This window comes from Geomonas silvestris, from assembly GCF_014193515.1.
Classification (GTDB): domain Bacteria; phylum Desulfobacterota; class Desulfuromonadia; order Geobacterales; family Geobacteraceae; genus Geomonas; species Geomonas silvestris.
In genome coordinates this window covers 186,692-212,083 of sequence record NZ_BLXX01000011.1, presented here as the reverse complement: position 1 = coordinate 212,083, position 25,392 = coordinate 186,692, and the positions used below count along the sequence as shown (strand labels likewise).

The 25,392-nt window shown below is 60.2% G+C and carries 23 protein-coding genes and 1 pseudogene; 18 read left to right on the top strand and 6 right to left on the bottom strand.

Features of this window, described 5'->3' with window-relative positions; genetic code table 11:
* The 3 genes and pseudogenes from GMST_RS16755 to GMST_RS16745 form a co-directional block, all read left to right on the top strand.
* A pseudogene (locus GMST_RS16755) lies at nt 1-137 on the top strand (IS1595 family transposase); the annotation flags it as partial.
* A 95-nt stretch (nt 138-232) separates the two neighbouring features.
* On the top strand, nt 233-844 hold the full coding sequence (locus GMST_RS16750) for a hypothetical protein (RefSeq protein ID WP_183355843.1): 612 nt from the start codon (nt 233-235) through the stop codon (nt 842-844).
* A 336-nt stretch (nt 845-1,180) separates the two neighbouring features.
* On the top strand, nt 1,181-3,052 hold the full coding sequence (locus GMST_RS16745) for a DUF3858 domain-containing protein (protein ID WP_183355842.1): 1,872 nt from the start codon (nt 1,181-1,183) through the stop codon (nt 3,050-3,052).
* A 165-nt stretch (nt 3,053-3,217) separates the two neighbouring features.
* On the opposite strand, the gene GMST_RS16740 is transcribed toward GMST_RS16745, so the two are convergent.
* Together GMST_RS16740 and GMST_RS16735 are read right to left on the bottom strand one after the other, a co-directional pair.
* Entirely contained in the window at nt 3,218-3,511 is a 294-nt protein-coding gene (locus GMST_RS16740; RefSeq protein ID WP_183355841.1) for a hypothetical protein, read from the bottom strand.
* Between the two features lie 3 nt (nt 3,512-3,514).
* Nucleotides 3,515-3,841, bottom strand: a complete 327-nt coding sequence (locus GMST_RS16735) for a YbjQ family protein (RefSeq protein WP_183355840.1) — start codon at nt 3,839-3,841, stop codon at nt 3,515-3,517.
* Nucleotides 3,842-4,281: 440 nt separating this feature from the next.
* Between GMST_RS16735 and GMST_RS16730 the strand changes: the two genes are divergently transcribed.
* The 5 genes from GMST_RS16730 (at nt 4,282) to GMST_RS16710 (ending at nt 9,163) form a co-directional block, all read left to right on the top strand.
* Nucleotides 4,282-4,998 (top strand): tellurite resistance TerB family protein, encoded by a 717-nt coding sequence (locus GMST_RS16730; RefSeq protein WP_183355839.1) that lies wholly within the window; start codon nt 4,282-4,284, stop codon nt 4,996-4,998.
* 21 nt (nt 4,999-5,019) lie between these two features.
* Nucleotides 5,020-6,663 carry a hypothetical protein gene (locus GMST_RS16725; protein ID WP_183355838.1) on the top strand — a complete coding sequence of 548 codons (1,644 nt, stop codon included), beginning with the start codon at nt 5,020-5,022 and terminating at the stop codon, nt 6,661-6,663.
* Between the two features lie 157 nt (nt 6,664-6,820).
* Complete coding sequence (locus GMST_RS16720) at nt 6,821-7,693, top strand: helix-turn-helix domain-containing protein (protein ID WP_183355837.1); 873 nt, start codon at nt 6,821-6,823, stop codon at nt 7,691-7,693.
* 205 nt (nt 7,694-7,898) lie between these two features.
* A complete protein-coding gene (locus GMST_RS16715) occupies nt 7,899-8,522 on the top strand; it encodes a YceI family protein (protein ID WP_183355836.1) in 624 nt (207 codons plus the stop codon).
* Between the two features lie 38 nt (nt 8,523-8,560).
* A complete protein-coding gene (locus GMST_RS16710) occupies nt 8,561-9,163 on the top strand; it encodes a nitroreductase family protein (RefSeq protein ID WP_183355835.1) in 603 nt (200 codons plus the stop codon).
* 668 nt (nt 9,164-9,831) lie between these two features.
* On the opposite strand, the gene GMST_RS16705 is transcribed toward GMST_RS16710, so the two are convergent.
* Entirely contained in the window at nt 9,832-10,446 is a 615-nt protein-coding gene (locus GMST_RS16705) for a hypothetical protein (protein WP_183355834.1), read from the bottom strand.
* 317 nt (nt 10,447-10,763) lie between these two features.
* Here GMST_RS16705 and GMST_RS16700 point away from each other — a divergent pair, with 317 nt between their 5' ends.
* The 6 genes from GMST_RS16700 (at nt 10,764) to GMST_RS16675 (ending at nt 15,217) form a co-directional block, all read left to right on the top strand.
* On the top strand, nt 10,764-10,946 hold the full coding sequence (locus GMST_RS16700) for a hypothetical protein (protein ID WP_183355833.1): 183 nt from the start codon (nt 10,764-10,766) through the stop codon (nt 10,944-10,946).
* Nucleotides 10,947-11,072: 126 nt separating this feature from the next.
* Nucleotides 11,073-11,522 carry a bacteriohemerythrin gene (locus GMST_RS16695; RefSeq protein WP_183355832.1) on the top strand — a complete coding sequence of 150 codons (450 nt, stop codon included), beginning with the start codon at nt 11,073-11,075 and terminating at the stop codon, nt 11,520-11,522.
* 60 nt (nt 11,523-11,582) lie between these two features.
* Nucleotides 11,583-12,296 carry a class I SAM-dependent methyltransferase gene (locus GMST_RS16690; protein WP_183355831.1) on the top strand — a complete coding sequence of 238 codons (714 nt, stop codon included), beginning with the start codon at nt 11,583-11,585 and terminating at the stop codon, nt 12,294-12,296.
* Nucleotides 12,277-12,987 carry a zinc ribbon domain-containing protein gene (locus GMST_RS16685; protein WP_183355830.1) on the top strand — a complete coding sequence of 237 codons (711 nt, stop codon included), beginning with the start codon at nt 12,277-12,279 and terminating at the stop codon, nt 12,985-12,987. The genes GMST_RS16690 and GMST_RS16685 overlap by 20 nt, the downstream gene beginning before the upstream one ends.
* A 150-nt stretch (nt 12,988-13,137) precedes the next feature.
* Nucleotides 13,138-14,328, top strand: a complete 1,191-nt coding sequence (locus GMST_RS16680; RefSeq protein ID WP_183355829.1) for an MFS transporter — start codon at nt 13,138-13,140, stop codon at nt 14,326-14,328.
* Nucleotides 14,329-14,476: 148 nt separating this feature from the next.
* Nucleotides 14,477-15,217: a DUF4197 domain-containing protein gene (locus tag GMST_RS16675; protein ID WP_183355828.1), complete on the top strand. Its 741-nt coding sequence runs from the start codon at nt 14,477-14,479 to the stop codon at nt 15,215-15,217.
* Between the two features lie 12 nt (nt 15,218-15,229).
* Here GMST_RS16675 and GMST_RS16670 read toward each other — a convergent pair whose 3' ends face one another.
* From GMST_RS16670 to GMST_RS16660, 3 genes are all read right to left on the bottom strand, one after another.
* Entirely contained in the window at nt 15,230-15,910 is a 681-nt protein-coding gene (locus GMST_RS16670; RefSeq protein WP_198424571.1) for a trimeric intracellular cation channel family protein, read from the bottom strand.
* 29 nt (nt 15,911-15,939) lie between these two features.
* Entirely contained in the window at nt 15,940-17,226 is a 1,287-nt protein-coding gene (locus GMST_RS16665) for a M20 family metallopeptidase (protein ID WP_183355827.1), read from the bottom strand.
* A 173-nt stretch (nt 17,227-17,399) separates the two neighbouring features.
* Complete coding sequence (locus GMST_RS16660; RefSeq protein ID WP_183355826.1) at nt 17,400-18,224, bottom strand: mechanosensitive ion channel family protein; 825 nt, start codon at nt 18,222-18,224, stop codon at nt 17,400-17,402.
* A 562-nt stretch (nt 18,225-18,786) separates the two neighbouring features.
* On the opposite strand from GMST_RS16660, the gene GMST_RS16655 reads away from it, so the two are divergent.
* From GMST_RS16655 to GMST_RS16640, 4 genes are all read left to right on the top strand, one after another.
* Entirely contained in the window at nt 18,787-19,212 is a 426-nt protein-coding gene (locus GMST_RS16655) for an Rrf2 family transcriptional regulator (RefSeq protein ID WP_183355825.1), read from the top strand.
* Nucleotides 19,213-19,332: 120 nt separating this feature from the next.
* A complete protein-coding gene (locus tag GMST_RS16650) occupies nt 19,333-20,535 on the top strand; it encodes an efflux RND transporter periplasmic adaptor subunit (RefSeq protein WP_183355824.1) in 1,203 nt (400 codons plus the stop codon).
* 125 nt (nt 20,536-20,660) lie between these two features.
* Nucleotides 20,661-23,819 carry an efflux RND transporter permease subunit gene (locus GMST_RS16645; RefSeq protein ID WP_183355823.1) on the top strand — a complete coding sequence of 1,053 codons (3,159 nt, stop codon included), beginning with the start codon at nt 20,661-20,663 and terminating at the stop codon, nt 23,817-23,819.
* A complete protein-coding gene (locus GMST_RS16640) occupies nt 23,812-25,248 on the top strand; it encodes an efflux transporter outer membrane subunit (protein ID WP_198424570.1) in 1,437 nt (478 codons plus the stop codon). Before GMST_RS16645 ends, GMST_RS16640 begins: the two co-directional genes overlap by 8 nt.
* Nucleotides 25,249-25,392: the final 144 nt, after the last annotated feature.

Here is a 25,392-nt window from a genome sequence, read left to right as displayed (position 1 = left end):
GGTATCTCGGGGAGTATCAGTACCGATTTAACCGCCGCTTTGATCTTGCCGCTATGCTGCCTCGCCTGATCGCTGCGACTGTTTGCACTGGTCGTCGCCCTGAGGCGTGGTTGCGGACAGCGGAAGATTGGCGCTAATCAGGTAAGATTATAAGTTTCTCCCGCACGAATCTTATCAACCTATGACCGTCCCTCTGGGCTCGTCCTCAAGGTCAAAAAAGGATAAACTGTTGATGGAATTATCTACGAATGATGTATTGAAAGTGATTAGTGCTGTAGTTGCAGGTTTTACAGCGATAGTACAATTAACAAAGAAATTTTGTGAAAATCGTGAGCAGCTTTTTGTGAGACGAAAGCTTGAAAGATATGGTTACCTAATAAAATGTTGTGATAAATCCAGTACTGAGTCAGACTTTGTAAAACAGTTAAGAAGAGATGAGAATCTTAAGATAGCAACAGGGATTAACACAAATTATGACACATATCAGTTTATAATGACAGTTTACGCCTTGGGCGTTTTCACCATGGCTCAAATTAGAAGCATGCATTCATATATTTGCGTCGATAACGACAAAATTCGGATTACTTTTGGTTTCGTCGATTTTATTGGAGCTGCGTGGTCATTATTGATGGTGTTCGTGATTTCAATGTATTATTTGATTGCAATAAAGTATTCATTCAACATTTCGTCATTAACCGATTTTGGTCTATTGGTTGGGGCGACAGCAATATATCTGTTGCTGGTTGTACTTGTAGGTGAACCGTTTAGAACAGCAATGTTTTATCATAAGTTCAAAAAGATTTTGACAAAGAAGGGAATATTGCCTCTCAAAGCAAACGACTAAAGCGGCTCTGGCTTGACATTTTTGTTGTTCCCGGGGGCAGGTGGAGTTAGGGCGGGTGATGTGATTTCTTCTGAGGGAGGTCTTCGCGGACTGCCTGGATAGGTGGGGGCGAGCCACAGAAACCAGAAGATCAAGATCTATCGGATCTTGCTGAAGAGATCTATTGACGCCTGGTCGGCCAATATGCGAAACATCCCTACTGCAACATAACCTCCAGCACGTTACGGGTGAAAGATGCTGACTTTTTTGAAAAAGACCGTTCTCGCCGTACTCTTCGTTTCTTTCTCTTCAATCGCTTACGCAGCACCCGACATACCCTGGCCTGCTGCGGAGGTGATGGGAGAGTTTCACCAAAAGGTCTCGGCGGCCCACTTGGAAGCCTTGATTCAAGCGGGCCTCAAGGAGAAATACTCCCCTGGTGACGCCGGCATGGCCATGGTGGTCTTTAACCATGAGTACCATTCGGTGGACAAGGACGGCAACCAGGTGGTGTACCAGGACAGAGCGGTACGCCCGAACACCACTCAGGCCGTGCAGGCTCTCGGAGAGCTGACGGCCACGTTCTCCGCCAGCAAGGAATCCATCGAGATCATTTCAGCTGAGGTGTACCTCCCTAACGGGAAGAAGGTTGTCACCGACGTTTCCCAAGCCCTCATCAAAGAACCGTTCACCGCCCTCAACTACTCTGACCTGAAAATAAAGACCATCTCCTTCAAAGGGGTCGAGGAAGGATCGGTTTTGCGCGTGGTAGTCAAGCGCACCTTTCGTCCCGATGTGGACAAGGGGTTCTTCCTCTTCCAGGGCTTTTTCGACGTACTGGTTCCTACCCAAGAGACGCTTGTCGTGCTTCGTTTCGAACCGGGCACCAAGGTCGCTAAGAGGGAGCGCTTTGCCACACCGGCGCCAACCGCGATCAGGGAACGGAAAACCGACAAGGGCGAGCTCTTCTACCTTTACGGGACCTCCGAGGTAAAGCCGACCACACCCGAGCCGGTAAGCGTACCCTCGCAGGAGACCGGCAGCAGCGTTACCTTTGCCAGCCTGGCCACCTGGGACGAGATCGGCCGGTGGTGGTCCGGTCTCTATGAACCCAAGGTTTCCACCAGTGGGGAGGTCAGGCAGAAGGCCGAGGAACTGACCAAGGACCTGGCGAAGCAAGATGACAAGATCAAGGCGCTGTACGATTTCGTGAAGTCGATGCGCTATGTCTCCATTCACCTCAACAGCGGCGCTTACCTTCCGCACCCCGCGGAGGAGACACTGAAGAACAAGTACGGGGATTGCAAGGACAAGGCGGTCTTGCTCCTCTCGCTGCTCCGCTGCATCGGGGTCGATGGTGCCGTAGCCCTGGTCCGGGTTCCCAGTCTCATCACCTCCGACCTTCCCTCGCCGCGCTACTTCGATCATGCCGTGGTGGCCCTTAAGACTCCAGCCTCGGGCTATTCCTTCCTGGATGCGACTGCGGCACTGGTTCCCTACGGGCTGCTTCCCGAGGTGCTCCAGCACCGGCACGCGCTCATTCCCCGGGACAAAGGGGGCGAACTGGTCCTGATACCGCCGCAGCCCGTGGAAAACAACGCGGTCGAGGAAACGATCGAGGCGGATATTCACGACGTCCATAGCGTCACCCTGACCAGTCGGTCCCGGACCTATAGCCCGAACCAGTGGTATCACGCCATTCCGAGCATCCCCCAGCACCTGATGCTGGAAGCGTTAAAAGAGGGGGTCTCCAAGCAGTACAAGGATTTTGAGATCCTCAAGTTACAACTCGAGCCCGCCGACCGTGGTGGGATACTGAGAAACACCACAACTCTGGAAATTCGGGACTTCACCAGAAAAATGGGGCAGTGGTACATCTTCAACCCACTCTTTGATGCCGACCATCTGGGCAACGAGAGCTCGGTCGGATCCTCGACCCGGACCAGCGATATTGAATTCGAGGCACCGAGACGACTGGTCGCCACCGCCACAATACGGCTACCCAAGACGGTAAAGGTGGAAAGCCTGCCCAAGCCGATGAAGCTCGTCCACGAAAAATTCGGCAGCTACATCTACGAGGTGCAGGAGTCGGAGGGGGTAATCAAGGTGCGCCGGGAGGTGAATATCTCGGTGAAGCGGATAGCCGCTAAGGACTTCAAAGAGTTCCGCCAGTTTTACAAGGCCTGTCTCAACCAGGACGAAGAACTAATCGGACTGAAGGAGCTGTGAAGATCGAAGGGGGCACTGCTTTTTCGCAAGGGACCCCCCCTCGCCCTCGAAAGTGGGGCAGAGGGGCGCCCGTGAAATGTTACCTGGCACAGGGTGGGGTGTGGAAGTCTAGCAAGATTTCAAGGGCGCCTCTCTGGCGCTCCTTCCGGTAATGGGACTATTGCGTTATCGGGAATCGCGGTCGGCGTTAACGTAGCGCCGCTCGCCTGAGGACGGGTCGTAGTAAACTTCCACCGTCTTCCCGGTCTCCGGGTCGATGAAGCGTTCGCCGGTCTTCTGCCAATGTGCGGCCCTCTCCTGTTCGATACGCCGGTAACGCCAGCGCTCGGCGAGCACCCCCACGGTCAGCACCGCTCCCCAGATCAGCTGGGGATAATAGCAGGTGCCGCGAATGAACCACTGCAGCAAACCCACTCCAAGAAAGGCCAGCCCGACGGCCAGGAGCACATACCTCAGCATGCTCTACCCCTCCCGTTTTTCCAGTTTCACCGCCGTCCCGTACGCCACAATCTCACTCATCGACTGACCGATCTCGGCGGAATCGAAGCGCATCATGACGATGGCGTTGGCTCCCATCATCGTAGCGTTTTTTACCATGCGGTCGATGGCATGTCGGCGCGCCTCCTCGAGGAGTTGGGTGTACTCGGTAATCTCGCCGCCGAAGATGGAGCGCAAGCTGGCCATGATATTGCCCGCCAATCCGCGACTGCGCACCACCACACCAAAAACCTGTCCCTTGACCTCGACGACCTGATATCCCGTGACGTTCTCCGTGGTAGTTACCAGCATGAAGATCTCCTGAAATAGCTGCTGAAGTTGTCGCAGGTTATGAAACCGGCGCCGATCCGATCTCCTTGGGCGTGCGGGGCAGATCTTCTCTCTCTTGGGCCTGCTGACTGCGCAGGCGGCTCACGTTCATGCATCCTTCCTTGCCGCTTCGGTTCAATGACGCGCCCATACCAGCATGCCGCGGCTTCGAAGTCAACTGGAAAGGGTAATCTGGTGGTCCTGCTCACTACTCTAACCCAAGGCAATTTCCCCTGGTAACGATCCTCCTAAAGTAATCTCATGACTGCTCCGATCCTTATTAATTGAATCAGAGATGGGTGACACACGGCTTCGCTGTCCCTATCCCATTATTTTGTCGTCCTGCATCAGCATGGTGGTCCTCGGATCCCAAACGTCACTTAAACCTGGCTCAAAGAGCACATCTGCATCAGGAGGGAATCATGTCCGTTTGGAAAAGTCTCGGTTGGGTGGCGGCGGGAGTCGGTGCAATTGTAGCCGCACCGATAACGGGGGGCGGCTCGTTGGCTGTCTTGATCGGCGCGGCCGGAACTACCACCGCAGCCGGTGTCGCACTTGGCGCTGCCGCTGGACTGGCAGGAAAAACCGTATTCGACCAGGTAAGCGGTGACTCGGATGAGGCGGAACGGTACCGGAAAGAGGCGGAAGAAAACCTGGCGGGGTGGAAAGAATCCGAAGCAAAAAGGAAGGCTCAGGCTGAGCAGCACCGCGCCGAAGCTGAAACGTTCAATGCGACGGTGGCTAACTTGCTGAAAAAATACGAGAGCCTTCTCGCCGAGGTGAAGAGACAACGATTTACCCGATCCGAAGTCGAGTTGATGTACACCCTGGCCGCGGCAGCGGCCCAGACAGACGGGCACGTCGATGAAAAGGAATTCGAAGCAGCGGCCAATGCCATTTCCTTCCTTTGCATCGATCCCGAAGAGTCCCTCCAGATCGGCAGGGACCTGTTCAATCAGCCGATGTCGATCGAAAGCGCCATGGCCAAGGTAAGCGAATGCCGTGACAGCAGAAGCCTGGATCGGCTTGGATTCGTGCTCGATATGGTCGTCCAGGCAGATGAGCATGTGGCCCCTGGCGAGCAGGCAATCCTTGATGCGTTTCAGGAACATGTACTGACGGTTAGGGCTTGCGCGTAATACGTCTCCAAGGAGGTTCACATGGACGAGAAACTGAAATCGGCGATGCGGGAGAGCTTCCGGCGGATCTCCAATCCCGTCTCCGCTGACGGCTACCGGTTAGCCAAAGAAGACATAGCTGGACTGTCGGGGCTGGGGTTGTTCGCCGGCGAAACAACCTACACCCCGGTCACTATCGGTGAAGCCAAACGGATTGTAGATGAACTGGCCGGGGAGTACTCGAAGTCGAAGGTGGATGGGTACTTGAACGACGCCCAGAGTAGAGTGCTGGAGGCCATCATCCGCCCCTTCGGGCTTGCGAAGGTCCTGTTCGAGGACAAGGAGGGCGGAAACGTCACGACCGTGAACAATGCGCGCCAGGGGTGCTATGCGCGGGAGGAGGACCGATACCATGACAATGACTACCGCACCAGCCGGTATCGCACCGCTGCCAACGAGATCAAGGAGGCTCGTACCGTAGACGATGAAATCCATTACGGCGAGGATCCGTCCGATCTCTATGAAACAAACGAGAGCAGCTGGCTGACCGATAGCTACAGCGGACGGGAAACCCATCCCGATAGCGCCGACGTGGACCATATCTTCGCTACGAAGAGGTACCACGAGGAGGGCGGTTTCATGCAGTCCCGGGAGAAAAGGCGGGACTTCGGTGCAGATAAGGAGAACTTGGCCCCTACCCATCAAGCGGCCAACCGCTCCCTCGGTGACCAGGACAAACACGAATGGCAGGAAAAGCAGGCACGTGACGGCAGTGGCCGCTCCCAAAAGGAGGCCCACGGGCACGATAACCGCAGGGTGAACGCTGCAGTTCGGCGCGGAGAGAAGACGGCCGAGCGACACCTGCCGACGTCAACGGAGAAGGCCGCCTACTATTCGGAAAGGATTGCGAAGACCGGATGTGCGGAAGGCGCGAAAATGGGGTTGCAACAGGCGATGGGAGTATTTCTCCTGGAGCTTGCCCGCGCGATGTGGAGTGAAACCCGGGACGCACTGGCTAACGGTATAGCGACAGATGCGAGCCAATCAACGGCAGGGGCACTTGCTCAGCGATTGAGGCGCGTGGGGGAGCGCGTCCTCTCGAAATGGAAAGAAGTGGCGGTGGCCTTCAAAGACGGAGCAATCAGCGGGTTCTTATCCAACCTGGTTACCACGCTGGTCAACATGTTCCTGAAGACCGCCAAGAATGCCGTGCGGATCATCAGGGAAGGATTCTCATCCCTTCTCCGGGGTTTCAAGTTCATCGTCGCCCCCCCTGAGGGGTTGAGCAAAGCGGAAGCCTACCATGAGGCGGGGAAGTTCATCGCCGGCGGAGTTGCCGTTAGTCTCGGTATCTTGGCGGAGGAAGCCGTCGACAAAGCAGTGGCAACAATCCCGGTAATCGGGCAATTCGCCCCGTACCTCACCCCGGTATTGGTAGGAGTGGCGGTAGGCCTCGGCACCGCCTTTCTCTGTTACCTGTGGGACAAGCTGGACCTCTTTGGAGCGGAAGAGCAGAGACGTCACGAGTTCATCGTTGAATCGCTCCAGACGGAAAAAGAGTGCGCCAGGCAGGCTGCTGACAGTGCTTTTTCAGAACGTGGGCGCCTGATAGGCGAAGGAAAGGACATTGCCGCTCACATCGAGCAGTTGGACGAGGAGATTCGTCTCCTTCTTGCGGCAGGGTGAGACCGTTGGGGAAAAACCCCGGGACAGGCCTGAAAGAATGAACGGGGAAGCCTGGTCGCCCTCATCGCCATTGATCTGCTGCCCGACATGGCGTATATCTGTCGAGCGGACATAACGATCCGCGCGCTTTAGGTCGGAACAACAGAGAGGCTGACGCTTGACACCCTACCCTACCGAACCCAAATCCAGTGAACCGGGCTGCCATTTCGACCGTATCCCCGCGCAACTAGCCTACCTGGAACTTGACCACGAACTGGCCGCCCGGCTGACCCGCCAGGGGGAAATGCCGCACCGCCATGCCTACCAGGAGATCATCTGGATCCGCGACGGGGCGGTGCGGCACCTCCTGGACTCGGACAGCATCGAGTACCCGGCTCCCACGATCCTCATCATCCCCAAGGGCAGAATCCATAGCCTGGTCCCCACGCCCGCCTGCCGCGGGGCAGCGATCAGGTTCACGGAGGAGTTCCTGGGACTCTCCTCGCACCTTTTGTTCTCCCAGTTCATGGACCACACTGCCCTGCGCCTCACCGCGGAACAGGCCGACTGGGTGGCGCGCTACCTTTCCCTGCTCGCGCACGAATGCCGCCAGGCCGACCCCTTTAACCTCCACGCCGCCAGGCACCTGTTAAGCGCCCTCATCGCCAAGCTGGAAGAGTTGCGCCTGACGGCCGCACACCTGGTACCTCACGACGTGAACTCGACACTTTGCCTCTGGAACCGTTTCAACACGGAGATCGAGCGGCATTTCAAGGCCGAACACACCGTGGCCTACTACGCCACCGCGCTGGGCATCTCCCCCCGCAAACTGGGCGAGGTGGTCAAGCTCTACACCGGCAAACACGTGTCCATCGTCATCGATGACCGCCTCATCACCGAGGCCAAGCGCCTGATCCTCTTCTCCGAACTCTCCATCAAGGAAATCGCCTTCGAGCTCGGGTTCGAAGAACACTCCTACTTCTCCAAAGTCTTCAAAAAAGTCACCGGCCTCACCCCCTCCGAGTTCAAGCAGCGTCGGACCGCTGCCTGAAATTACCAGCCTTTTACCCGTTTCTATTACTGTATTTTTCGCGCAATAAGGTAAATTGGTGTCTCAAGAGGACGTTTTCAGTCCCATTTGAAGCGCAAATTTACCAGACGCGCGACTGGGACAACGCGTGCTTCAGGGAACCGATCGGCCTTGCCAATCAAAAAACGCCCCGCACTCCGCGGAGCCACGAGAAAAGGAGAACACCATGAAACGCATCTTGGCGGGTATCAGTACCCTTGTCGCACTGTCCTTACCTGGCCTGGCCCTGGCCTCCACCTGGACCATCGATCCGGACCACACCAACGTAGGCTTCCGGGTTAAACACCTGATGGTGTCCAGCGTGAACGGCAACTTCCAGAAGCATTCCGGAACGGTGGTCATCGACGACCGGGACGTCACCAAGTCCAAGGTGGAGATCGTGATCGATACCGCCTCGATCAACACCAATGTGGTCAAACGCGATGAGCATCTGCGCAGCGCCGATTTCTTCGACGTCGCCAACTACCCGACCATGACCTTCGTCTCGAAAAAGGTGGTAAAGGCCGGCAAGGGGCGGCTGCGGGTCACCGGCGACCTCACCCTGCACGGCCAGACCAAAGAGGTGGTGCTCGTCGTGGAAGGTCCCAGCAAGGAGAGCAAGGATCCCTGGGGGAACCTGCGCCGCGGCGCGAGCGCCACTGCCCACATCAACCGCCGCGATTTCGGTCTGGTGTGGAACAAGACGCTGGAGACCGGCGGGGTCCTGGTCGGGGACGAGATCGCCATCACCCTGGACGTGGAGATGATCAAAAACAAGGACAACGCGGCGCTGTTGCAGCAGCTGAAATAGTCGGAGCGGGCGGTAGCCATGCAGAGGAGGGATAGCAGGTGAGCAGTTCATTTTTAAACGCAGTGAAAAACAGAAGGTCGTACTACGCGCTGAGCAGCGAACCGGTTGCCAGCGACGAACGCATCGAGGAGATCGTGGCCGAGGCGCTCAGGCACGTGCCGTCGTCATTCAACTCGCAGGGTGCCAGGGTGCTCGTTCTTTTGGGTGAGCACCACCTGCGCCTGTGGGACCTGACCAAGGCCGAGCTGAAGAAGATCGTCCCGCCCGAGAACTTTGCGGGGACCGAGGCGAAGATCGACGGATCCTTTCGCAGCGGCTACGGCTCCATCCTCTACTTCGAGGACACCGCGGTCGTGGAGGGGTTGCAGCGCTCCTTCCCCCTGTACCGGGACAATTTCCCGGTGTGGTCCAGCCAGTCCTCGGGCATGCTGCAGTTTGCCATCTGGACCGCGCTGGAGTTGGAAGGGTTTGGGGCGACCCTGCAGCATTACAACCCGGTGATAGACGAGGCGGTGCGACAGAACTGGGGGGTCCCGGAGACCTGGAAGCTTTTGGCCCAGATGCCGTTTGGCAAACCGGCAGGGCAGCCCGGCGAGAAGGAGATCCAGCCGCTTGCCGGACGCTTGAAGCTGTTCAGGTAGCCCCGGGCTCGCCAGGGGAAGAATCCCGGGGGCGAAAAGGGGGGGCTCGTCGTGTAACCGCAAGCATCAAGAGGGCTAGCCATTGAGGGCAGAGCCGACATCATGAGCGTCTGAACGATGAACCGTCTGAAAAAGCCCGCCTTCACCACAGGCGGGCTTTTTCGTGTCCGGCGAACCCTCAGGTGCCTGCCTTGTCCTGGACCATTGGAGGCCTCGACGGAGGCCGCCAGGTGCCGAAGTGGCAATTTTTACGTATGATTTACACGCTCCTGAACCGAAAACCTGAAGTCCTGGCGAGAATTGCGAAATCTCGGTGAGAATTGCGAAATCTCCACGAGAATTGCGAAATCTCCACGAGAATTGCGAAATCCCAGCGGGAATTGCAATTTTTTTTTGAAAATTGCAAAATCTCCGGGAAATTTGACGAATCTCCAGAAAATTTTTAAATTCTCCCGGAAAATCGTCAAATCTGAAAAAAGTTTGCGAATTTTGGTCGGAGGGCTTACATCAGGCGGGGGGACGTACCGTGGCTGCTGGGCTGATGCCGCTGCGGTTGTTCGGCAGGGGACTTCCACTGGGGGAAGGCCGGGTTAGATGGAGAACATAGAAGATGCCGCACGAAGAATGCACCTCCGCATGAACGAGGTCAAGCGGAGGTGCGAGGGTGTTTAGGTCGGGTTGATGACGACGACGTTGGACCAGGGACCGGGGCCGTCGTTGCGGATGGCCCTCACTTTGAGCCAGAGTACTTTGCCCTTTTCGTATCCGGCAATGATGATCCCTCTACAATTGAAGGACTCGGCCAGACGGATCCAGTTTGACTCTACCATCGGGTCGCCGTAGCACCCCCAGACTTCGTAGGCCTTTGCTCCCAGGACTCGGCTCAGCCCGCCAACCAACTGCCCCTTGGGATTGTACACCACCCTGAAATCCTGCGGTTCTGCCAAAACGGGCACCGCGGACGTCAACTTCTCGTTAGGCTGCTCAAAACCGAGCATCTGGGGTACCTTCGGATCGACCTTCGCGAAGGCCTTCCCGAGGGCTTGATAAAGGTTATGCAGTTGACGGCTCTCCTCGCGGCTTTCCTCGCACTTCTTGATGTCCTCGGGGCTACCTTTTAACGAGGCGGCATAGCTTTCCTGGTGGCGGTTGTTGACGTCGACTACACGCTGGGGGGAAGGGATGAGTGAAAGCAGGTAGGCGTGCAGTTCGGTGGTCACTACCTTGGACAGTTGCTCGGTTTTTGCGATGAGATCGGGATCCTCTCCTTTTGTGTGAGGCATGGGCGGGGCACCTCCTTTTAAAATTTTAGAAAACTCTAACCTTTTCTGGGGCGATGGCAAGCGAATTTTTTTGGGGGTATATCAGGTGAGCCGGTCAAGGGACCCTCGGTAACGATCAACGGCCCTCTCCTTTTAACCGTGCCCTTCGTCTCGTCGGGCGCTCTGATTCTTAGACTGTCAACATTGTAAAGACTTTACAAAGAGCACGCTCTGTTTTAAGGTGAGCCGCTATCTTGGTTGGGAGAATGACAGGTTGTGGCTGCAAAACGAAAGGAGTCGGACGAGTGACGTGATCTCTTCTGTTAGGGAGGTGGAACATGCGTGTTGGTCAGGTGCCCGGGCGTGGTTGTGCGAGATGTGGTGCTTTTGCCGGTAAGCCGCTGGAGGTGCAGCGCAGCCATCTGCGGATGGATGACGGCAACTGGCTTTGCGAGGACTGCCTGGACGAGAAGCTCGATCGCGAAGAGTTGGACGATCTCGATGAGCTCGACGACGTCTGATGTACCCCGAACCTCGTGGCGAGGCATCTTTCGCAACGTCGGCGGTTTACCTCTCTTGACAATGTCGTCAAGTGGTCGGATAGTGGCGCGGTAGTGTAACCGTTTAAGGTAGGGAGGACGCCTTTTATGTCCATTGTTTTTGATGAGAATCTGCGTCTGGGGCATCCGGGGATCGACAGGCAGCACCAGGAGATGCTGGAGCAGATCAACAAGCTCTCCGAAAAATTGACGGAGGGGGCCGACGACATCGAGGTCCGGGACGTGCTGGACTTCCTGTACGCCTACGCCAACAAGCATTTCTTCGAGGAAGAAAAGCTGATGCAGAGCTGTAATTACTACGGCTTGTACAAGCAGCAAAAGGCCCATGCGCAGTTCAAGCAGGAGACGCAGGATCTGCAGCAGATGCTGCGCAAGAAGCGATCCTCGCTCGACCTGGCCCACCAGGTGGAGACCAGTCTCTTCAAGTACTTTATCGAGCACATCGACGGCTTGGACAGGGAATTTGCCGACTACCTGAAGATGAACAACCTTCAGGCATTCAAGATAACGGCACCTGGTGCTCCCCTTAAGCCTTAGCGTTTTTTGACCGCATGGCCGCCCCGTTCAAGCTGCGGCATCGGGAAAGCAGGATGATTTATGAATAAAAAGCCGGTGGATTTCTTTTCCAAAGAGGCTGCGCAACTCTACGACGAGAAAAACAGCAAGCTGCAGCGGATCTCGGACTGCCTGCATTTCCTGATCGGGTTGGTCCTGAAGGATCTTCCCGCCCGCTCCAAGATCCTCTGCGTGGGGGTGGGGACGGGGGCGGAAATCCTCACGCTCTCGCAAACCTTTCCGGAATGGAGCTTCGTCGGCCTGGACCCTTCTGCCGGGATGCTCGACATGTGCCGGGAGCGTGTCCGGGAAGCCGGTGTGGCCGATCGCTGCGAGTTCATCCACGGGTACGTCGAGGATCTCCCCGACGGGCTCGTCTTCGATGCGACCTTGAGTGTCCTCGTCGCCCACTTCGTGCCGCGCGAACAACGGGCGGGCTTTTTTCGCCGCATGACCAGCCACCTGCGCAGCGGCGGCTACCTGGTGAACGCCGAGATCAGCTTCGACCTGGACTCGGCGGAATTCCCGTCGATGCTTGCTGGTTGGGCGGAGGTGCAGAAACTGATGGGCGGCACGCCCGAGTCGCTGGCGATGCTGCCGAAGCAACTGAAAGAGGTGCTGGCGGTCATCCCCCCGGCAGAAACGGAGGCCCTCATCCGGGAAAGCGGGATCGCGTGCCCGGTGCGGTTTTTCCAAGCCCTTATGATACACGGCTGGTATGGGAAGAAGGTCGCAGATGTCCCTATCCGAACCTGAGACTCTCCAGGTGTGCCCGAAATGTGCCGCTCTGTCCCGGGAGGGCGACACCACCTGCCGCAACTGCGGGGTGATTTTCGCGAAGGTGCGAGCTCGCGCCTCCGCCTCCTCCCCGGTCGATCTTCTTGACGGTCGCGCCACGATGGTAGAACCTGCGGGGGCGGGCGTCACCTATGCCCGCGCCGCCTTTCTCGCGCTGCTTAGCTATCTCACCTTCCGCTTCCTTTCCCACCCCATCGCTTCCAACTACGTGGGAGAGAGCTTCCTTCACCTGGTACTGCTCCCCTTCCACGAAGCCGGACACGTCCTTTTCTCCCCCTTCGGCCGGTTCCTCCAGGTCGCCGGCGGCACCCTCATGCAACTTCTGGTGCCGGCCGCGGTGGCATGCTCCTTTTTAAGACGCCGGGACCGCTTCGCAGCAGCGGCTGGCTTCTGGTGGCTCGGCGAAAGCCTTCTCGACGTGGCCCCGTATGCGGACGATGCCCGCGCGGGGCAACTGATGCTCTTGGGCGGCGTGACGGGGAGCGAGGTGGAGGACTACCACGACTGGGAGGTCATGCTCGGGCGCCTGAACATGCTCTCCTGGGACCATGCCCTGGCCCGCTGCTTCTTCGTGGCGGGAGCCCTCGTCATGGTCGCTGCCTTGCTCTTTGGGGTGCTCGCTACCTGGCGACGTACCGCGACACGGTAGTCCCCGGCACAGTACCTGGCAGATGTTGACACAGTAAGCCGTTGGCGTATCGTGGGTTGAGGGTGCACGGTGAAGTGTCTTCCTGGATAGACCTCTTCCCATGGCGTTGTACTGACGGCTTTTTCACGGAATCACGGTACGGGTGGCAGTATGGGCTCTAATACCCTGAAGCGTATCCCGCGCGGCATCTGGACCCTCGGGCTGGTCAGCATGTTCATGGACATCTCCTCGGAGATGATCCACAGCCTGCTCCCTTTGTTCCTGGTCGGATCGCTCGGCGCAAGCACCTTCCTGGTCGGCCTCATCGAGGGGCTGGCCGAATCCACTGCGCTCATCGTCAAGGTCTTCTCCGGCACGCTCAGCGACTACCTGGGCAAGCGCAAGTTCCTGGCGGTCTTCGGCTACTCGCTGAGCGCGCTGACCAAGCCTCTCTTTGCCGTCGCGCCGACGGTGGGCCTCGTTTTCGCCGCCCGCATGCTGGACCGGGTGGGGAAAGGGGTGCGCGGTGCTCCCCGCGATGCGCTGGTGGCCGACCTCGCTCCACCCGGGATGCGCGGCGCCGCCTTCGGGCTGCGCCAGGCCCTCGACACGGTCGGCGCGCTCCTGGGGCCGCTCTTGGCGGTCGGGCTCATGCTTCTTTGGGCCGACGATTTCCGCGCCGTGTTCTGGGTCGCGCTGGTCCCGGGGTTCCTCGCCGTTTTGCTGCTCGCGTTCGGCGTGGAAGAACCGGCGCGGAGCGAGGGCGCGCGCCGCACCAACCCCATTCGTCGCGAAAACCTGGCCCGCCTGACCGGAGCCTACTGGTGGGTGGTCGGCATCGGCGCGGTCTTCACCCTGGCGCGCTTCAGCGAGGCGTTCCTGGTGCTGCGCGCCAAAGAGGGTGGCGTTCCGGTTGCCTTGGTCCCCTTGGTGATGGTCGGCATGAACCTGGTCTACTCGGGGTCGGCCTACCCCTTCGGCAGGCTTTCCGACCGCAAAAGCCACGCGACGCTGCTGTCGCTGGGGCTGCTGGTCCTCATCGCGGCGGATTTCGTTTTGGCGGCAAGCGGCCATTGGAGTACCGTCGCGTTGGGGGTGTCGCTTTGGGGGCTTCACATGGGGATGACCCAGGGATTGCTCGCGGCGATGGTCGCCCACGCGGCCCCGGAAGACCTGCGCGGCACCGCCTTCGGCTTTTTTAACCTGGTAAGCGGTATCGCCATGTTGATCGCCAGCGCCGCGGCCGGGGAGTTGTGGGACCGCTTCGGTGCTCCCATTACCTTCTACGCCGGTGCAGGTTTCGCCGCCGTGACGCTCTTCGCCCTGCTTCTGAAGAAATGGGTCGCAAAACCGGCGCGCTGATCGTCCCGGTGTCGGTCATCGGTAGCCAAAAAGGTAGTGTTCCTTGGACGAAAACCAGGTGCCCCGTCTTGTGACGATCTCCTTTGTGTGCAGGTGGGATCTGTGCTACAGGTGGAGCACAGCCGCGCGGTCAAACTCTGGAGGTACCATGAAACGTCATCGCATCCTGGCAGCCATTCTCGTGCAGGTCTTCGTTACGCTCTCCTTCACCGCAGCCCATGCCGGCTTTCTGGACGACCTGGGAAAGAAACTGGGTCTTTCCGACACCCAAAGCGGCAATCTGGACGATTCCACCATCGTCAAGGGGCTGAAGGAAGCCCTTGCCACAGGGACCTCGAGGGCAGTCAAGTCGGTCGCCAAAACAGACGGCTACTTCGCTAACGACCTGATCAAAATCCCGATACCGGAAAAGATCCGCAGCGTCACCAATCTGCTGGGCAAATTCGGGTTCCAGCCCCAGGTCGACGAATTCGTCCTGAGCATGAACCGTGCTGCGGAAAAGGCGGCACCCAAGGCTGCGGAATATTTCGTCTCGGCGCTTCGAGAGATGACCTTCGACGATGCCAGGAAAATCCTCCAGGGTGGCAACACTGCTGCAACCGAATACTTCAAAGAAAAGACCGGGGAGAAGATCTTCTCGGCATTCAAGCCGGCTGTAGCGTCCAGCATGCAGAACGTCGGCGTGACCCGTCGCTACAATCAGATGACCGACAGTCTCAAGTCGATTCCCTTTGCCGGAGCCACCGCGGGTTCCCTGGACCTGGACACCTACGTGACGACCAAGGCGGTTGACGGGTTGTTCGTAATGCTTGGGGAGGAAGAAAAGAAAATCCGCACCGACCCTGCAGCCAGGGGAACCGAGCTGTTGCGGAAGGTGTTCGGCAAGTAAGGGGGGGAGGGGCTAGAGCGAACCGCCGTCGTCTTTGCGGTCCTTGGGTGCAGGTGTCTTGGGGGGCTGGGGATCGTCGGCGACCGGAAGCCGCCAGCCTCGGCACATGGCCAGGTACCGAAGGGCGAAACAGAGGGCCGCGCCGGCTATGGTCACCGCGGTAGCCGGGAGCCGCACTGCCGAGCCGATCACGACCACGGCGGCGCCAGCCAGGGCGGCGAGCGCATAGATGTCGGCGCGCAGCACGATGGGCACTTCGGTCAGAAACAGATCGCGGGTCATCCCGCCGCCGATCCCGGTCAGCATGCCGAGGAGAGCCGCCATGACCGGGTTGAGCCCGAAGTTGAGCGCCTTTTGCGTGCCGGCAACCGCGAAGAGTCCGAGTCCCGCAGCGTCGAACAGGAGCACCGGGTTGCGCAGCCGGTCGATCCCGGCGGGGCGCCAGAAGGTCACCACTCCGGCGAGCAGCGAAACCGCCAGGTAATACCAGGTGGCGAGCGCCGCCGGAGGCACCGCACCTATCAAGACGTCCCGGGCGATCCCCCCGGCGTTTCCCGCCGCAAATGACAAGACCAGGACCCCGAACAGATCGAGGCGCTTCTTGATCCCCGCCGTTGCACCGCTCAACGCAAAAACGAAGGTCCCCGAGAGGTCGAGTGCCAGGAGCAGCGTTCCCATCCAGTGCTCTTTCATTGCAAACTCCGCGCTCCTCAAGAGCGGCGTTAACCCGCCTTCCCCCCCTCTGGCGCGAGCCAGGCGAGTGCCGCGACAACCATCGCCTCGACGCCGGTCTCCAGCGTCGGGTGGATCACGGGGGCAAACTGGGGGCTGTGGTTGACCGGCAGTTGGTTGAGCGTCCCGGCCTCCTTGGCCTTGGCATAGCGCTCCCGGTCGGTGCCGCCGACAAACCAGTAGACCGAGGGAACCTGCCAGGCCGTGCCGAAACAGCCGAAGTCTTCGCTTGCCGGTGCCGGCCCGGTATGGTGCACCCTAGCCGGTGAGAAGTGGGCGCGAAACGCCTCGGCGATCCGCTGGCTTGCCGCCGCGTCGTTCACGTTGAGAGGGTAGCGGTCCAAGGGGGTGATTTCGGGAGGGCGGGGCGCACCTGACGCAGCTGCCTCGGCATTGACGATGCGCTCGATCGCAGCGAGCACCCGCTCGCGGACCCCGGCGTCGAAGGTCCGCACGTTCAGCTTGATGATCGCCTCGCCGGGGATGACGTTTTCTTTCGTGCCGGCATGCAAGACGCCGACCGTGAGTACCGCCGCCTCGGTGGCGGCCACCTCGCGGGAAACGATGGTCTGCAGCCGCAGGACCGTCGCCGCGGCCATGACCACCGGATCGACGCTTGCCTGCGGCATCGACCCGTGCGCACCGCGACCGAACAGCCTGATCTGGAGGCTGTCCGCTGCCGAGGTGATGGGGCCGGCACTTCCGGCGAGGTCGCCGGCCGCGCCCAGCATGACGTGCTGCCCAAGTACCACCGCAGGACGGGGAAAACGCGTAAGGAGGTCGTCGTCGAGCATGGCCTGGGCACCCTGCGCCGTCTCTTCGCCGGGTTGGAAAACCACCATCACCGTACCCCGCCAGAGACCCCGCTCCCGGGCGAACAGGGCCGCCGCCCCGGCGAGCCAGGCAACGTGCATGTCATGCCCGCACAGGTGCCCGACCGGCACGCTCTTTCCTTCGGCATCCGTTGCGGTCAGCCGGCTTGCATAGGGAAGGCCGGTTGCCTCTTCGACCGGGAGGGCGTCCATGTCGGCGCGCAGCATGACGGTCGGCCCTTCCCCGTTGCAAAGCAGTCCCACCACCCCCGTTTTGCCGACCCCTGTCGTCACCTGGTAACCGGCCTTGCGAAGCCAGTCCGCGGCCAGTGCCGCGGTTCGGGTCTCGCACATCGACAGCTCGGGATGGGAATGGACGTCCTTGTAGAAGGCTTCGAGGTCGGGAATCAGCTGGTCGAGATGCTTTAGCAGGGGTTTCGGGTCTGCTGCGGTCGTCGTGTTCATAGCTGTCGCCCTCAATCGGCTGCAATGACCATCCGTTCGATGTCGTCTCGCGTCGAGGCGTCACCAACGACGGTCTTTGGGCCTGATAGCCCACTCTTTTTGACATCCCTTGCGGATGGCAGAAGCGCCGCGCGGCCGGCTGAAACCGACACGACATGCTTTTCCGCTTTTCTTCAAGCTCCTTGGGGCTGGCTGACCAGGACCATCTGGGCCGGCATCGGTGCGGGGAAGCCGGCCGCTAGGAGACTTTCGCGAATGGTACGGTTGCCGTCGAAATAAACCTGCCAGTAGTGGTCGTTGTGGCAGTAGGGGCGGACCGCCAGCACGGGGCCGACCAGGGTGAATTCCAGAATCTCCACCTCAACTCCCGGTTGCGCAAGCACGTTGGGTACTTTGGCCAGGTGCTCCCTCAGCAGGTGCATCGCCGCGACGTGATCGGCACTCCCTGCGAGCTGGCACTTCAGCTCCACTCTGCGGAACGGATTGGCGGCGTAGTTTTGGATGTTGTCGCCGAAAATCTTGGAGTTCCCGATCAGGGTGAGGACGTTGTCGGGGGTGTTGACCGAGGTGACGAATAGTCCGATCTCCTTCACCGTACCGGTGACCCCTCCGATCGTGACAAAATCCCCGACCTTGAAGGGGTGCAGGACGACGAGAAAAATCCCCGCGGCAAGGTTTGAGAGCAGCCCTCCCCAGGCAGCACCTATCGCGATACCGATACCGGCTACCAATGCTGCAAAGGTGGTGGTCTGGATCCCGCAGTATCCCAGGATGGCGACAACCAGGATGATGTTCAGGGTAACCGCCACAAAGTTGCCGACATAGCGCATCAGGGTGGGGTCCAGTTTCTGCCGCTCGAACACGCTTTGCAGCATCCGCCCCACAAGCCCGATCAGCCAGCGGCCAACCAACCAGAAAATGATGATCGCTATGACTTTGGTTCCAAACTCCGTGGCGTAGGTGACTGCGAGTTGCTGGTACCGATCGATGTCTGTCATGTTCGCCTCCCTCAGGTTGATGAGTCTTGAATGCCATAGCGGCGTGACGTATTGTATCCAGATCTGCGGCGCTGTATGTCTCGGCAAAGTGTACGGCAAAATTGCAAGAATACTACTGAGCGACCTACAGTCTTCCGCGTTGCGGGGTCTCTGTGGCGGTTATCGCAGATACTGCTCGCTCAATGCTGACACATTAATGGTTAGGCGCAACATGAATGTTTGATAGAGCTTTTGAAGCCAGAGAGCGGATCAAAGACAAGAGCCTCACCGCAGAGGAGTTCAAGGGAACAGTTCTTAGCTGCAGGCGCGGTTTGGCTCGGGGAACGTTCGGCAGCGAATATCGTTTGGGCGCTGGTGAAGCTGGAATTGGTTGTGATGGAGAAGGGGGGGCCGAAGCTTAGCAGGAAAGGGCAGGAGTTTGTCCAGGCGCCGCACGGCGCACCGAAGCCGCTATTAAAAGCCCAATCCCTCCTGGGGAGCGAACCGGGTCGGCGCGTGCGCCGCATCGCGAATCCGAAGTTTTTTGTTGCAATTCGGAATTGTTTCTTTTAGGGTAACAAATATGTCAGCGAACAACACACAATTCTCGATTGCGATTCACCTCATGGCGGGACTTGGCTATGGCGTCAGGGCCGACCTCACCTCGACGGACCTGGCAGGAAGCGTGAACGCTTGCCCGAGTTTCGTCAGGCGGATCCTGTCCAAACTCTCGAAGGCCGGCCTGGTCCGTACCATGAGGGGGAAATCGGGTACCTGCCAGCTGGCACGTGCCGCCGGCGACATCACGCTGCTCGACATCTACGAAGCGGTCGATGCCCCGAAGGTCTTCGCCGTGCACTCGTACCCGGCCCAAAACCTCTGCCCGGTCAGTTGCGGTTTCAAACACATGATCGACAAGGTCCTCGAGAACGTACAGCTCTCTTTCGAGGAGACGCTGACCAAAACGACCCTGGCGGACGTGATAGAAGAGATCAAAAAAGGAACCTAGGGAGCACTGCGTCTTTTTTTTTGTAAGAAATTGTTTCTTTTAAAATAACAAATTGAACCTATGCCGGCCCGGACTAAATGCATCGGGTCGACCACGAAGTTCTCAGAGAGGGGAAAAGCGATGTTTAAAAATACGACGAGTTTGGCAAAAAGGAGGGCGGTACTCCTGGGCGTGGGGACCCTCGCGGTGCTTTCGCTGGCGGTTACTGCATTTTACCATATCGCGACCAGGGCCGACGCGCAGGTAGCCCCGCCCCCCGCTCCCGCGCCACAGGTGAACGTGGTTGCCGTCGAGCCGCAACAGGTGCGCATCTGGTCCGAGTTCTCGGGGCGCATGCATGCGGTGGAATCCGCGGAGATCCGCCCGGAGGTGAGCGGCCGGATCACCGGCGTGCGCTTCAGGGACGGCCAACTGGTCAAGGCGGGCGACGTCCTGTTTGTTATCGATCCGAGCCCCTACGAGGCGGCAGTAGCGAAGGCCGCAGCCAACCTCGTATCGGCGAAGGCCAACGGCGAATTTACCCGCACCGAACTGGATCGCGCCGCCAACATGATCAAGACGCAGGCCATCGCGCAACGGGTCTTCGATGAGCGTGCCAACGCAAGCCGTGTGGCCCAGGCCGCAATCCTGGGGGCCGAGGCGGAGTTAAAGCAGGCCCGCATCGACTTAGACCATGCCTTCGTCAAGGCGCCCATCGGAGGACGCGTCAGCCGGGCGGAAATAACCCTGGGGAACCGGGTCCAGGCCGGTGCCGGCGCGCCGGTACTCTGCTCGGTCGTGTCGAAGGACGAGATCTACGTCGATTTCGAGGTGGACGAGCAGACCTACATGCAGAATTTCCGCACCCCCGCCGCGTCGCGCGACAAGGAAGACCGGATAGAGGTCGAGTTGGCGGTCCAGGGGGACGCTGGGCACCCCTACAAGGGGACCATCTACAGCTTCGACAACCGCATCGACTCGTCGTCGGGCACCATCCGCGCCCGCGCCAGGTTCGCCAACAGCGACGGCCGACTGGTGCCGGGGATGTTCGCCAAGGTGCGACTGGCGAGCAGCGGCGCGAAAGAGGTGCTGTTGGTGCCGGAACAGGCGGTGGGCAGCGACCAGAGTAAGAAGTTCGTCTACCTGGTGGGCGCCGACGGCAAGGTCGTCTACCGCGAGGTGGATCTCGGACAGCAGGCCCAGGGACATCGCATCGTCCTGGCGGGGCTTGCGCGCGGGGACCGGGTGATCGTCGACGGGCTGCAGCATGTAAAACCCGGCGAGCCCGTACAGGCGAAAGCGGTGCCTCTTGGCTCCGGTGCCGCGTTGGCTGCGGCCAAGTAGCCGGTCCGGTCGGGGCACGTGGGTCCCGGCCGGAGAGATTTCCTAAGACCGGGTCGTCCGGCCGCATTCACCCATCAGCATCGGGGCATATCCGTCACGCGGAGCAGATCCGAAAGAGCCTAGTCATGAATCTTTCAAAGTTTTTTATCGACCGCCCCATATTCGGCGGCGTGATATCGGTCGTCATACTCCTCGCCGGTCTCGTCGCCATGTTCCTCTTGCCGATCTCGGAATATCCCGAGGTGGTGCCGCCGTCGGTGATCGTCAAGGCCCAGTTTCCCGGGGCCAACCCGAAGATCATCGCCGAGACCGTGGCGACGCCGCTCGAGGAGCAGATCAACGGCGTCGAGAACATGCTCTACATGAACTCGCAGGCCGCCAGCGACGGCACCCTGACCCTTACCGTGAGCTTCAAGCTGGGCACCGACCCCAATCTGGCGACGCAGCTGGTGCAAAACCGCGTGAACCAGGCCCTGCCGCGGCTGCCGGAAGTTACCCGCCAGCTGGGCGTTACGACCGTGAAGAGCTCTCCGGACCTGACCATGGTCGTGCACCTCAACTCGCCCAACGAGCGCTACGACATGCTCTACCTGCGCAACTACGCGTTGCTCAACGTAAAGGATCAGCTCGCGAAGATCGAAGGGGTGGGCAGCGTGCAGCTCTTCGGCTCGGGCGATTACGCGATGCGCATCTGGCTGGATCCGCAAAAGGTGACCGAGCGCGGCATGACCGCGAACGAGGTGGTAAGCGCCATCCGCCGCCAGAACGTGCAGGTCGCGGCCGGGGTCATCGGGGGCCCTCCCTACCAAAAGGGGGTGGAGCTGCAGCTCCCCATCAACGCGCAGGGACGTCTGACGGATCCCAGCCAGTTCTCGGAGATTATCGTCAAGCGCAACAACGGGGTGGTCACGCGCCTTAAGGACATCGCCCGGCTGGAGATCGGCGCCTCGCAGTACGGACTGCGCTCGCTTTTGAACAACAAGCCGGCCGTCGCCATCCCGATCTTCCAGTCGCCCGGCTCGAACGCCATCCAGATCTCGGACAGGGTCCGCAGTACCATGGCGCAGCTGAAGAAAAACTTCCCCGAGGGGCTCGATTACAGCATCGCCTACGACCCGACGGTCTTCGTGCGCGACTCCATCAAGGCCGTGGTCCACACCCTCTTGGAAGCCGTGGTGCTGGTGGTGATCGTGGTCATCCTGTTCCTGCAGACCTGGCGGGCCTCGATCATTCCGCTGCTTGCCGTGCCGGTCTCCATCATCGGGACCTTCGGCGTCATGCTCCTCTTCGGCTTCTCCATCAACGCCCTGTCGCTCTTCGGCCTGGTCCTGGCCATAGGGATCGTGGTCGACGACTCGATTGTGGTGGTGGAAAACGTGGAGCGCAACATCGAGAGCGGGCTGTCGCCCCGGGACGCGACGGTCAAGGCGATGCGCGAGGTGACCGGGCCGATTATCGCCATAGCGCTCGTCTTGTGTGCCGTATTCGTGCCGATCGCTTTCATAAGCGGCCTGACCGGGCAATTCTACCGGCAGTTCGCCCTCACTATCGCCATATCCACCGTGATTTCCGCGTTCAACTCGCTCACGCTTTCGCCGGCCCTTTCCGCGACCCTGCTAAAGGCGCACGACGCCCCCAAGGACCGGCTGACCCGGGCCATGGACCGGGTCCTCGGGCGCTTCTTCGCAGTCTTCAACCGCTTCTTCGCGAGAAGTTCGAGCCGCTACAGCAGCGGGGTAACCGGCATCCTGGGACGCAAAAGCGCCGCCGTTTTCGTGTACCTCGTGCTTTTGGGGGCGACCTATCTCGGTTTCGCCCGGGTGCCGTCCGGGTTCGTCCCCACCCAGGACAAGCAGTACCTGGTGAGCTTCGCGCAACTGCCCGACGGCGCCACGCTCGACCGCACCGAGACGGTGATCCGTCAGATGACCGATCTGGCGCTCAAGGAGCCCGGGGTCGAGAGCGCCATCGCCTTTCCCGGCCTCTCCATCAACGGGTTCATCAACAGCCCCTCGGCGGGGATCGTCTTCGTGTCGCTCAAGCCCTTCGAACAGCGCAAGGCCAAGGAGCTCTCCGGGATCGCGATCTCCCAGCGGCTCCAGCAGAAATACGCCGGCATGAAGGACGCCTTCATCGCGATCTTCCCGCCGCCGCCGGTACAGGGGCTGGGCACCATCGGGGGGTTCAAGCTCCAGGTCGAAGACCGGACCGACCAGGGGTACGAAGCGCTGAACCAGGCGATGAAGGCGGTGCAGGCGAAGGCGGCCCGGACCCCCGAGCTCTCGAGGGTGTTCACCAGCTACAACGTCTCGACGCCCCAGCTCTTCGCCGACCTGGACCGTACCAAAGCCTCGCAACTGGGGGTCGACGTGCAGGACGTCTTCGATACCATGCAGATCTACCTGGGCTCCCTGTACGTGAACGACTTCAACAAATTCGGGCGCACCTACCAGGTGATCGCCCAGGCCGACCGGGAGTTCCGCTCCAGGCAGGACGACATCCTGAACCTGCATACCAGGAACTTCGAGGGACGCATGATTCCGCTCGGCTCGCTCCTCAAGGTCTCGGAAACCACCGGTCCCGACAACGCCATGCGCTACAACGGTTTCCGGTCCGCAGATCTAAACGGCGGGCCGGCGCCGGGGGTCTCCTCCATCCAGGCACAGACGGCGATAACGAAGCTGCTCGAGGAAACCCTCCCCAAGGGGATGAGCTTCGAGTGGACGGAACTCACCTACCAGCAGATCCTGTCCGGCAACACGGCGCTCTACATGTTCCCCATCTGCGTGCTCCTGGTGTTCCTGGTGCTGGCCGCACAGTACGAGAGCCTGTTCCTGCCGCTCACCATCATCCTCATCGTCCCGATGTGCCTTTTGTCGGCCATCTTCGGGGTCTGGGCGACCGGCGGGGAAAACAACCTCTTCACCCAGATCGGCCTCTTCGTCCTGGTGGGGCTCGCCTGCAAGAACGCGATCCTGATCGTCGAGTTCGCCCGCGATCTGGAGATTGCCGGCAGTACCACGCTGGCCGCGGCCATCGAGGCCTCGCACCTGAGGCTGCGTCCGATCCTGATGACCTCGTTTGCTTTCGTCATGGGGGTGGTGCCGTTGGTGCTCTCCTCCGGCGCGGGGGCGGAGATGCGCCACGCCATGGGGGTGGCGGTGTTCTCGGGCATGCTGGGGGTCACCTTCTTCGGGCTGTTTCTGACACCGGTATTCTATGTGCTTTTGCGCACGCTGGAAAAGCGCATCACGCGAACGGAAAAGGTACATCACCATGCGTAAAATCACCTGGGCCATCGCCTTACTCGGGCTGTTATCCCTTGCGCTTATTGCGGGCTGCGCCGGACCGGCCGCTCACCTCGACCCGGGCATCGACACACCTGCCGACTGGAGCCGCCTTCCCGACGCCGCTCACCAGGGGGCGCTGGCCTTAAGCCCCGACGCCGAGGTCGACCACCGGTGGTGGCACCGTTTCGGGGACCCCACACTCGATCTGCTCATCGACGAGGCGCTTACCAACAACAAGAACCTGAAGATCGCCAAGGCCCGCGTGGAAGAGGCGCGGGCCGGACGCGCCGGCGCCGTGGCCCGGCTTTTCCCGGAGATAAACGGCGTCGGCACGGCGTTTCGCGGCAACCAGGGGTTCGCCACCGGTAACCAGGCCGTGGGGATCGCAGGGGCCAGCGTCGAGGCCTCGTGGCAGCTCGATCTTTTCGGCCGCAACCGTGCCCGCGCGGCGGAAGCAGCGGCGATCTGGGAATCGGTCGAGGCGAGCCAGCGGGCGGTCAGGGTGGGGCTTTTGGTGGAAGTGGCCCGCAACTACTTCGACATGCGCAACAGCGAGCGCCAGCTTTCCCTGACCAAGCAGAATCTGGAGACCCAGCAAAAGACCTTGGAACTGGTCCGGGCGCAGATGCAGGGTGCACTTGCCAGCGATTTCGATGTCCAACGCGCCGGCGCCCAGGTTTCCACCACGGAGGCTTTGCTGCCTGCCCTGGAGGCCGCCTACGACGGCGCCCGTAACCGCCTTAACGTACTGCTGGGGCATCCCCCGGGAACCAGGGACAGCCTTCTTGCCGGCGCCGAAAAGCTGCGCCCCCTGGATCACGGCATCCTGATCGCGGCGCCGGCCAAGGTCCTCGCGGCGCGACCCGATGTGCGGGCGGCCGAACGCCGCTTCGCCGCCAGCATGTCGGCGGAAAAGGCGGCGAGGGCCGAGCTCTTTCCGGATATCTCGTTGACCGCCCTCTTCGGGGTGCAGGCGTCGACGCCGTTTTCCGCGACACCGTGGGGTATCGGAGCCAACCTGGTCCAGCCGGTGCTGAATTTCGGCGCGATCCGGTCGCGCATCGCATCCGCCGATGCCCGGCAGGTGCAGGCCTTCCTGGGCTACCAGCAGACGGTGCTGGAGGCGCTTGCCGACATGGAGAACGCCCTGTCGAGCTACCTGCACGAGACCACCCGCAACGCCTCGCTGAGAAACGGTGTGGAGCAAAACCGCAGGGCGGCCGATCTGGCCGTGCAGCAATACCGAAACGGCTATACGGGCCTGCTCGACGTGTTGATCGCCGTGCGCAACCGGTTGGATGCCGAGGCGAGCCTGGCGGCGTCGGATGCCAGCCTGAGAAACGACCTGGTGAACATCTTCGCCGCAGCCGGCGGCGGCTGGTCGGACGAACCTGCAACGGCAGGTGCCGCAGGTTCGAAGTAACGTGCAGTTTGTCGCAAAGGGCGCGCAGGAAGCGGTAACGCCGGGCGCCCGCAACGAAAGAGAAGGTGAGTCATGAAAATGGTACTAGCGATATCGGCGCTCTGGTTCATAACTGCCGTGGTGGCGTTATGGCCCAGGCATAAA

Bases quoted from the DNA above. Each gene is read 5' to 3' on its own strand.
- GMST_RS16650 (WP_183355824.1), top strand. From the start codon at position 19,333: ATGTTTAAAAATACGACGAGTTTGGCAAAAAGGAGGGCGGTACTCCTG.
- GMST_RS16680 (WP_183355829.1), top strand. From the start codon at position 13,138: ATGGGCTCTAATACCCTGAAGCGTATCCCGCGCGGCATCTGGACCCTC.
- GMST_RS16675 (WP_183355828.1), top strand. From the start codon at position 14,477: ATGAAACGTCATCGCATCCTGGCAGCCATTCTCGTGCAGGTCTTCGTT.
- GMST_RS16660 (WP_183355826.1), bottom strand. From the start codon at position 18,224: ATGACAGACATCGATCGGTACCAGCAACTCGCAGTCACCTACGCCACG.
- GMST_RS16725 (WP_183355838.1), top strand. From the start codon at position 5,020: ATGGACGAGAAACTGAAATCGGCGATGCGGGAGAGCTTCCGGCGGATC.
- GMST_RS16640 (WP_198424570.1), top strand. From the start codon at position 23,812: ATGCGTAAAATCACCTGGGCCATCGCCTTACTCGGGCTGTTATCCCTT.
- GMST_RS16705 (WP_183355834.1), bottom strand. From the start codon at position 10,446: ATGCCTCACACAAAAGGAGAGGATCCCGATCTCATCGCAAAAACCGAG.
- GMST_RS16695 (WP_183355832.1), top strand. From the start codon at position 11,073: ATGTCCATTGTTTTTGATGAGAATCTGCGTCTGGGGCATCCGGGGATC.
- GMST_RS16685 (WP_183355830.1), top strand. From the start codon at position 12,277: ATGTCCCTATCCGAACCTGAGACTCTCCAGGTGTGCCCGAAATGTGCC.
- GMST_RS16730 (WP_183355839.1), top strand. From the start codon at position 4,282: ATGTCCGTTTGGAAAAGTCTCGGTTGGGTGGCGGCGGGAGTCGGTGCA.
- GMST_RS16700 (WP_183355833.1), top strand. From the start codon at position 10,764: ATGCGTGTTGGTCAGGTGCCCGGGCGTGGTTGTGCGAGATGTGGTGCT.
- GMST_RS16665 (WP_183355827.1), bottom strand. From the start codon at position 17,226: ATGAACACGACGACCGCAGCAGACCCGAAACCCCTGCTAAAGCATCTC.
- GMST_RS16735 (WP_183355840.1), bottom strand. From the start codon at position 3,841: ATGCTGGTAACTACCACGGAGAACGTCACGGGATATCAGGTCGTCGAG.
- GMST_RS16655 (WP_183355825.1), top strand. From the start codon at position 18,787: ATGTCAGCGAACAACACACAATTCTCGATTGCGATTCACCTCATGGCG.
- GMST_RS16745 (WP_183355842.1), top strand. From the start codon at position 1,181: ATGGGAGAGTTTCACCAAAAGGTCTCGGCGGCCCACTTGGAAGCCTTG.
- GMST_RS16740 (WP_183355841.1), bottom strand. From the start codon at position 3,511: ATGCTGAGGTATGTGCTCCTGGCCGTCGGGCTGGCCTTTCTTGGAGTG.
- GMST_RS16715 (WP_183355836.1), top strand. From the start codon at position 7,899: ATGAAACGCATCTTGGCGGGTATCAGTACCCTTGTCGCACTGTCCTTA.
- GMST_RS16670 (WP_198424571.1), bottom strand. From the start codon at position 15,910: ATGAAAGAGCACTGGATGGGAACGCTGCTCCTGGCACTCGACCTCTCG.
- GMST_RS16690 (WP_183355831.1), top strand. From the start codon at position 11,583: ATGAATAAAAAGCCGGTGGATTTCTTTTCCAAAGAGGCTGCGCAACTC.
- GMST_RS16645 (WP_183355823.1), top strand. From the start codon at position 20,661: ATGAATCTTTCAAAGTTTTTTATCGACCGCCCCATATTCGGCGGCGTG.
- GMST_RS16750 (WP_183355843.1), top strand. From the start codon at position 233: ATGGAATTATCTACGAATGATGTATTGAAAGTGATTAGTGCTGTAGTT.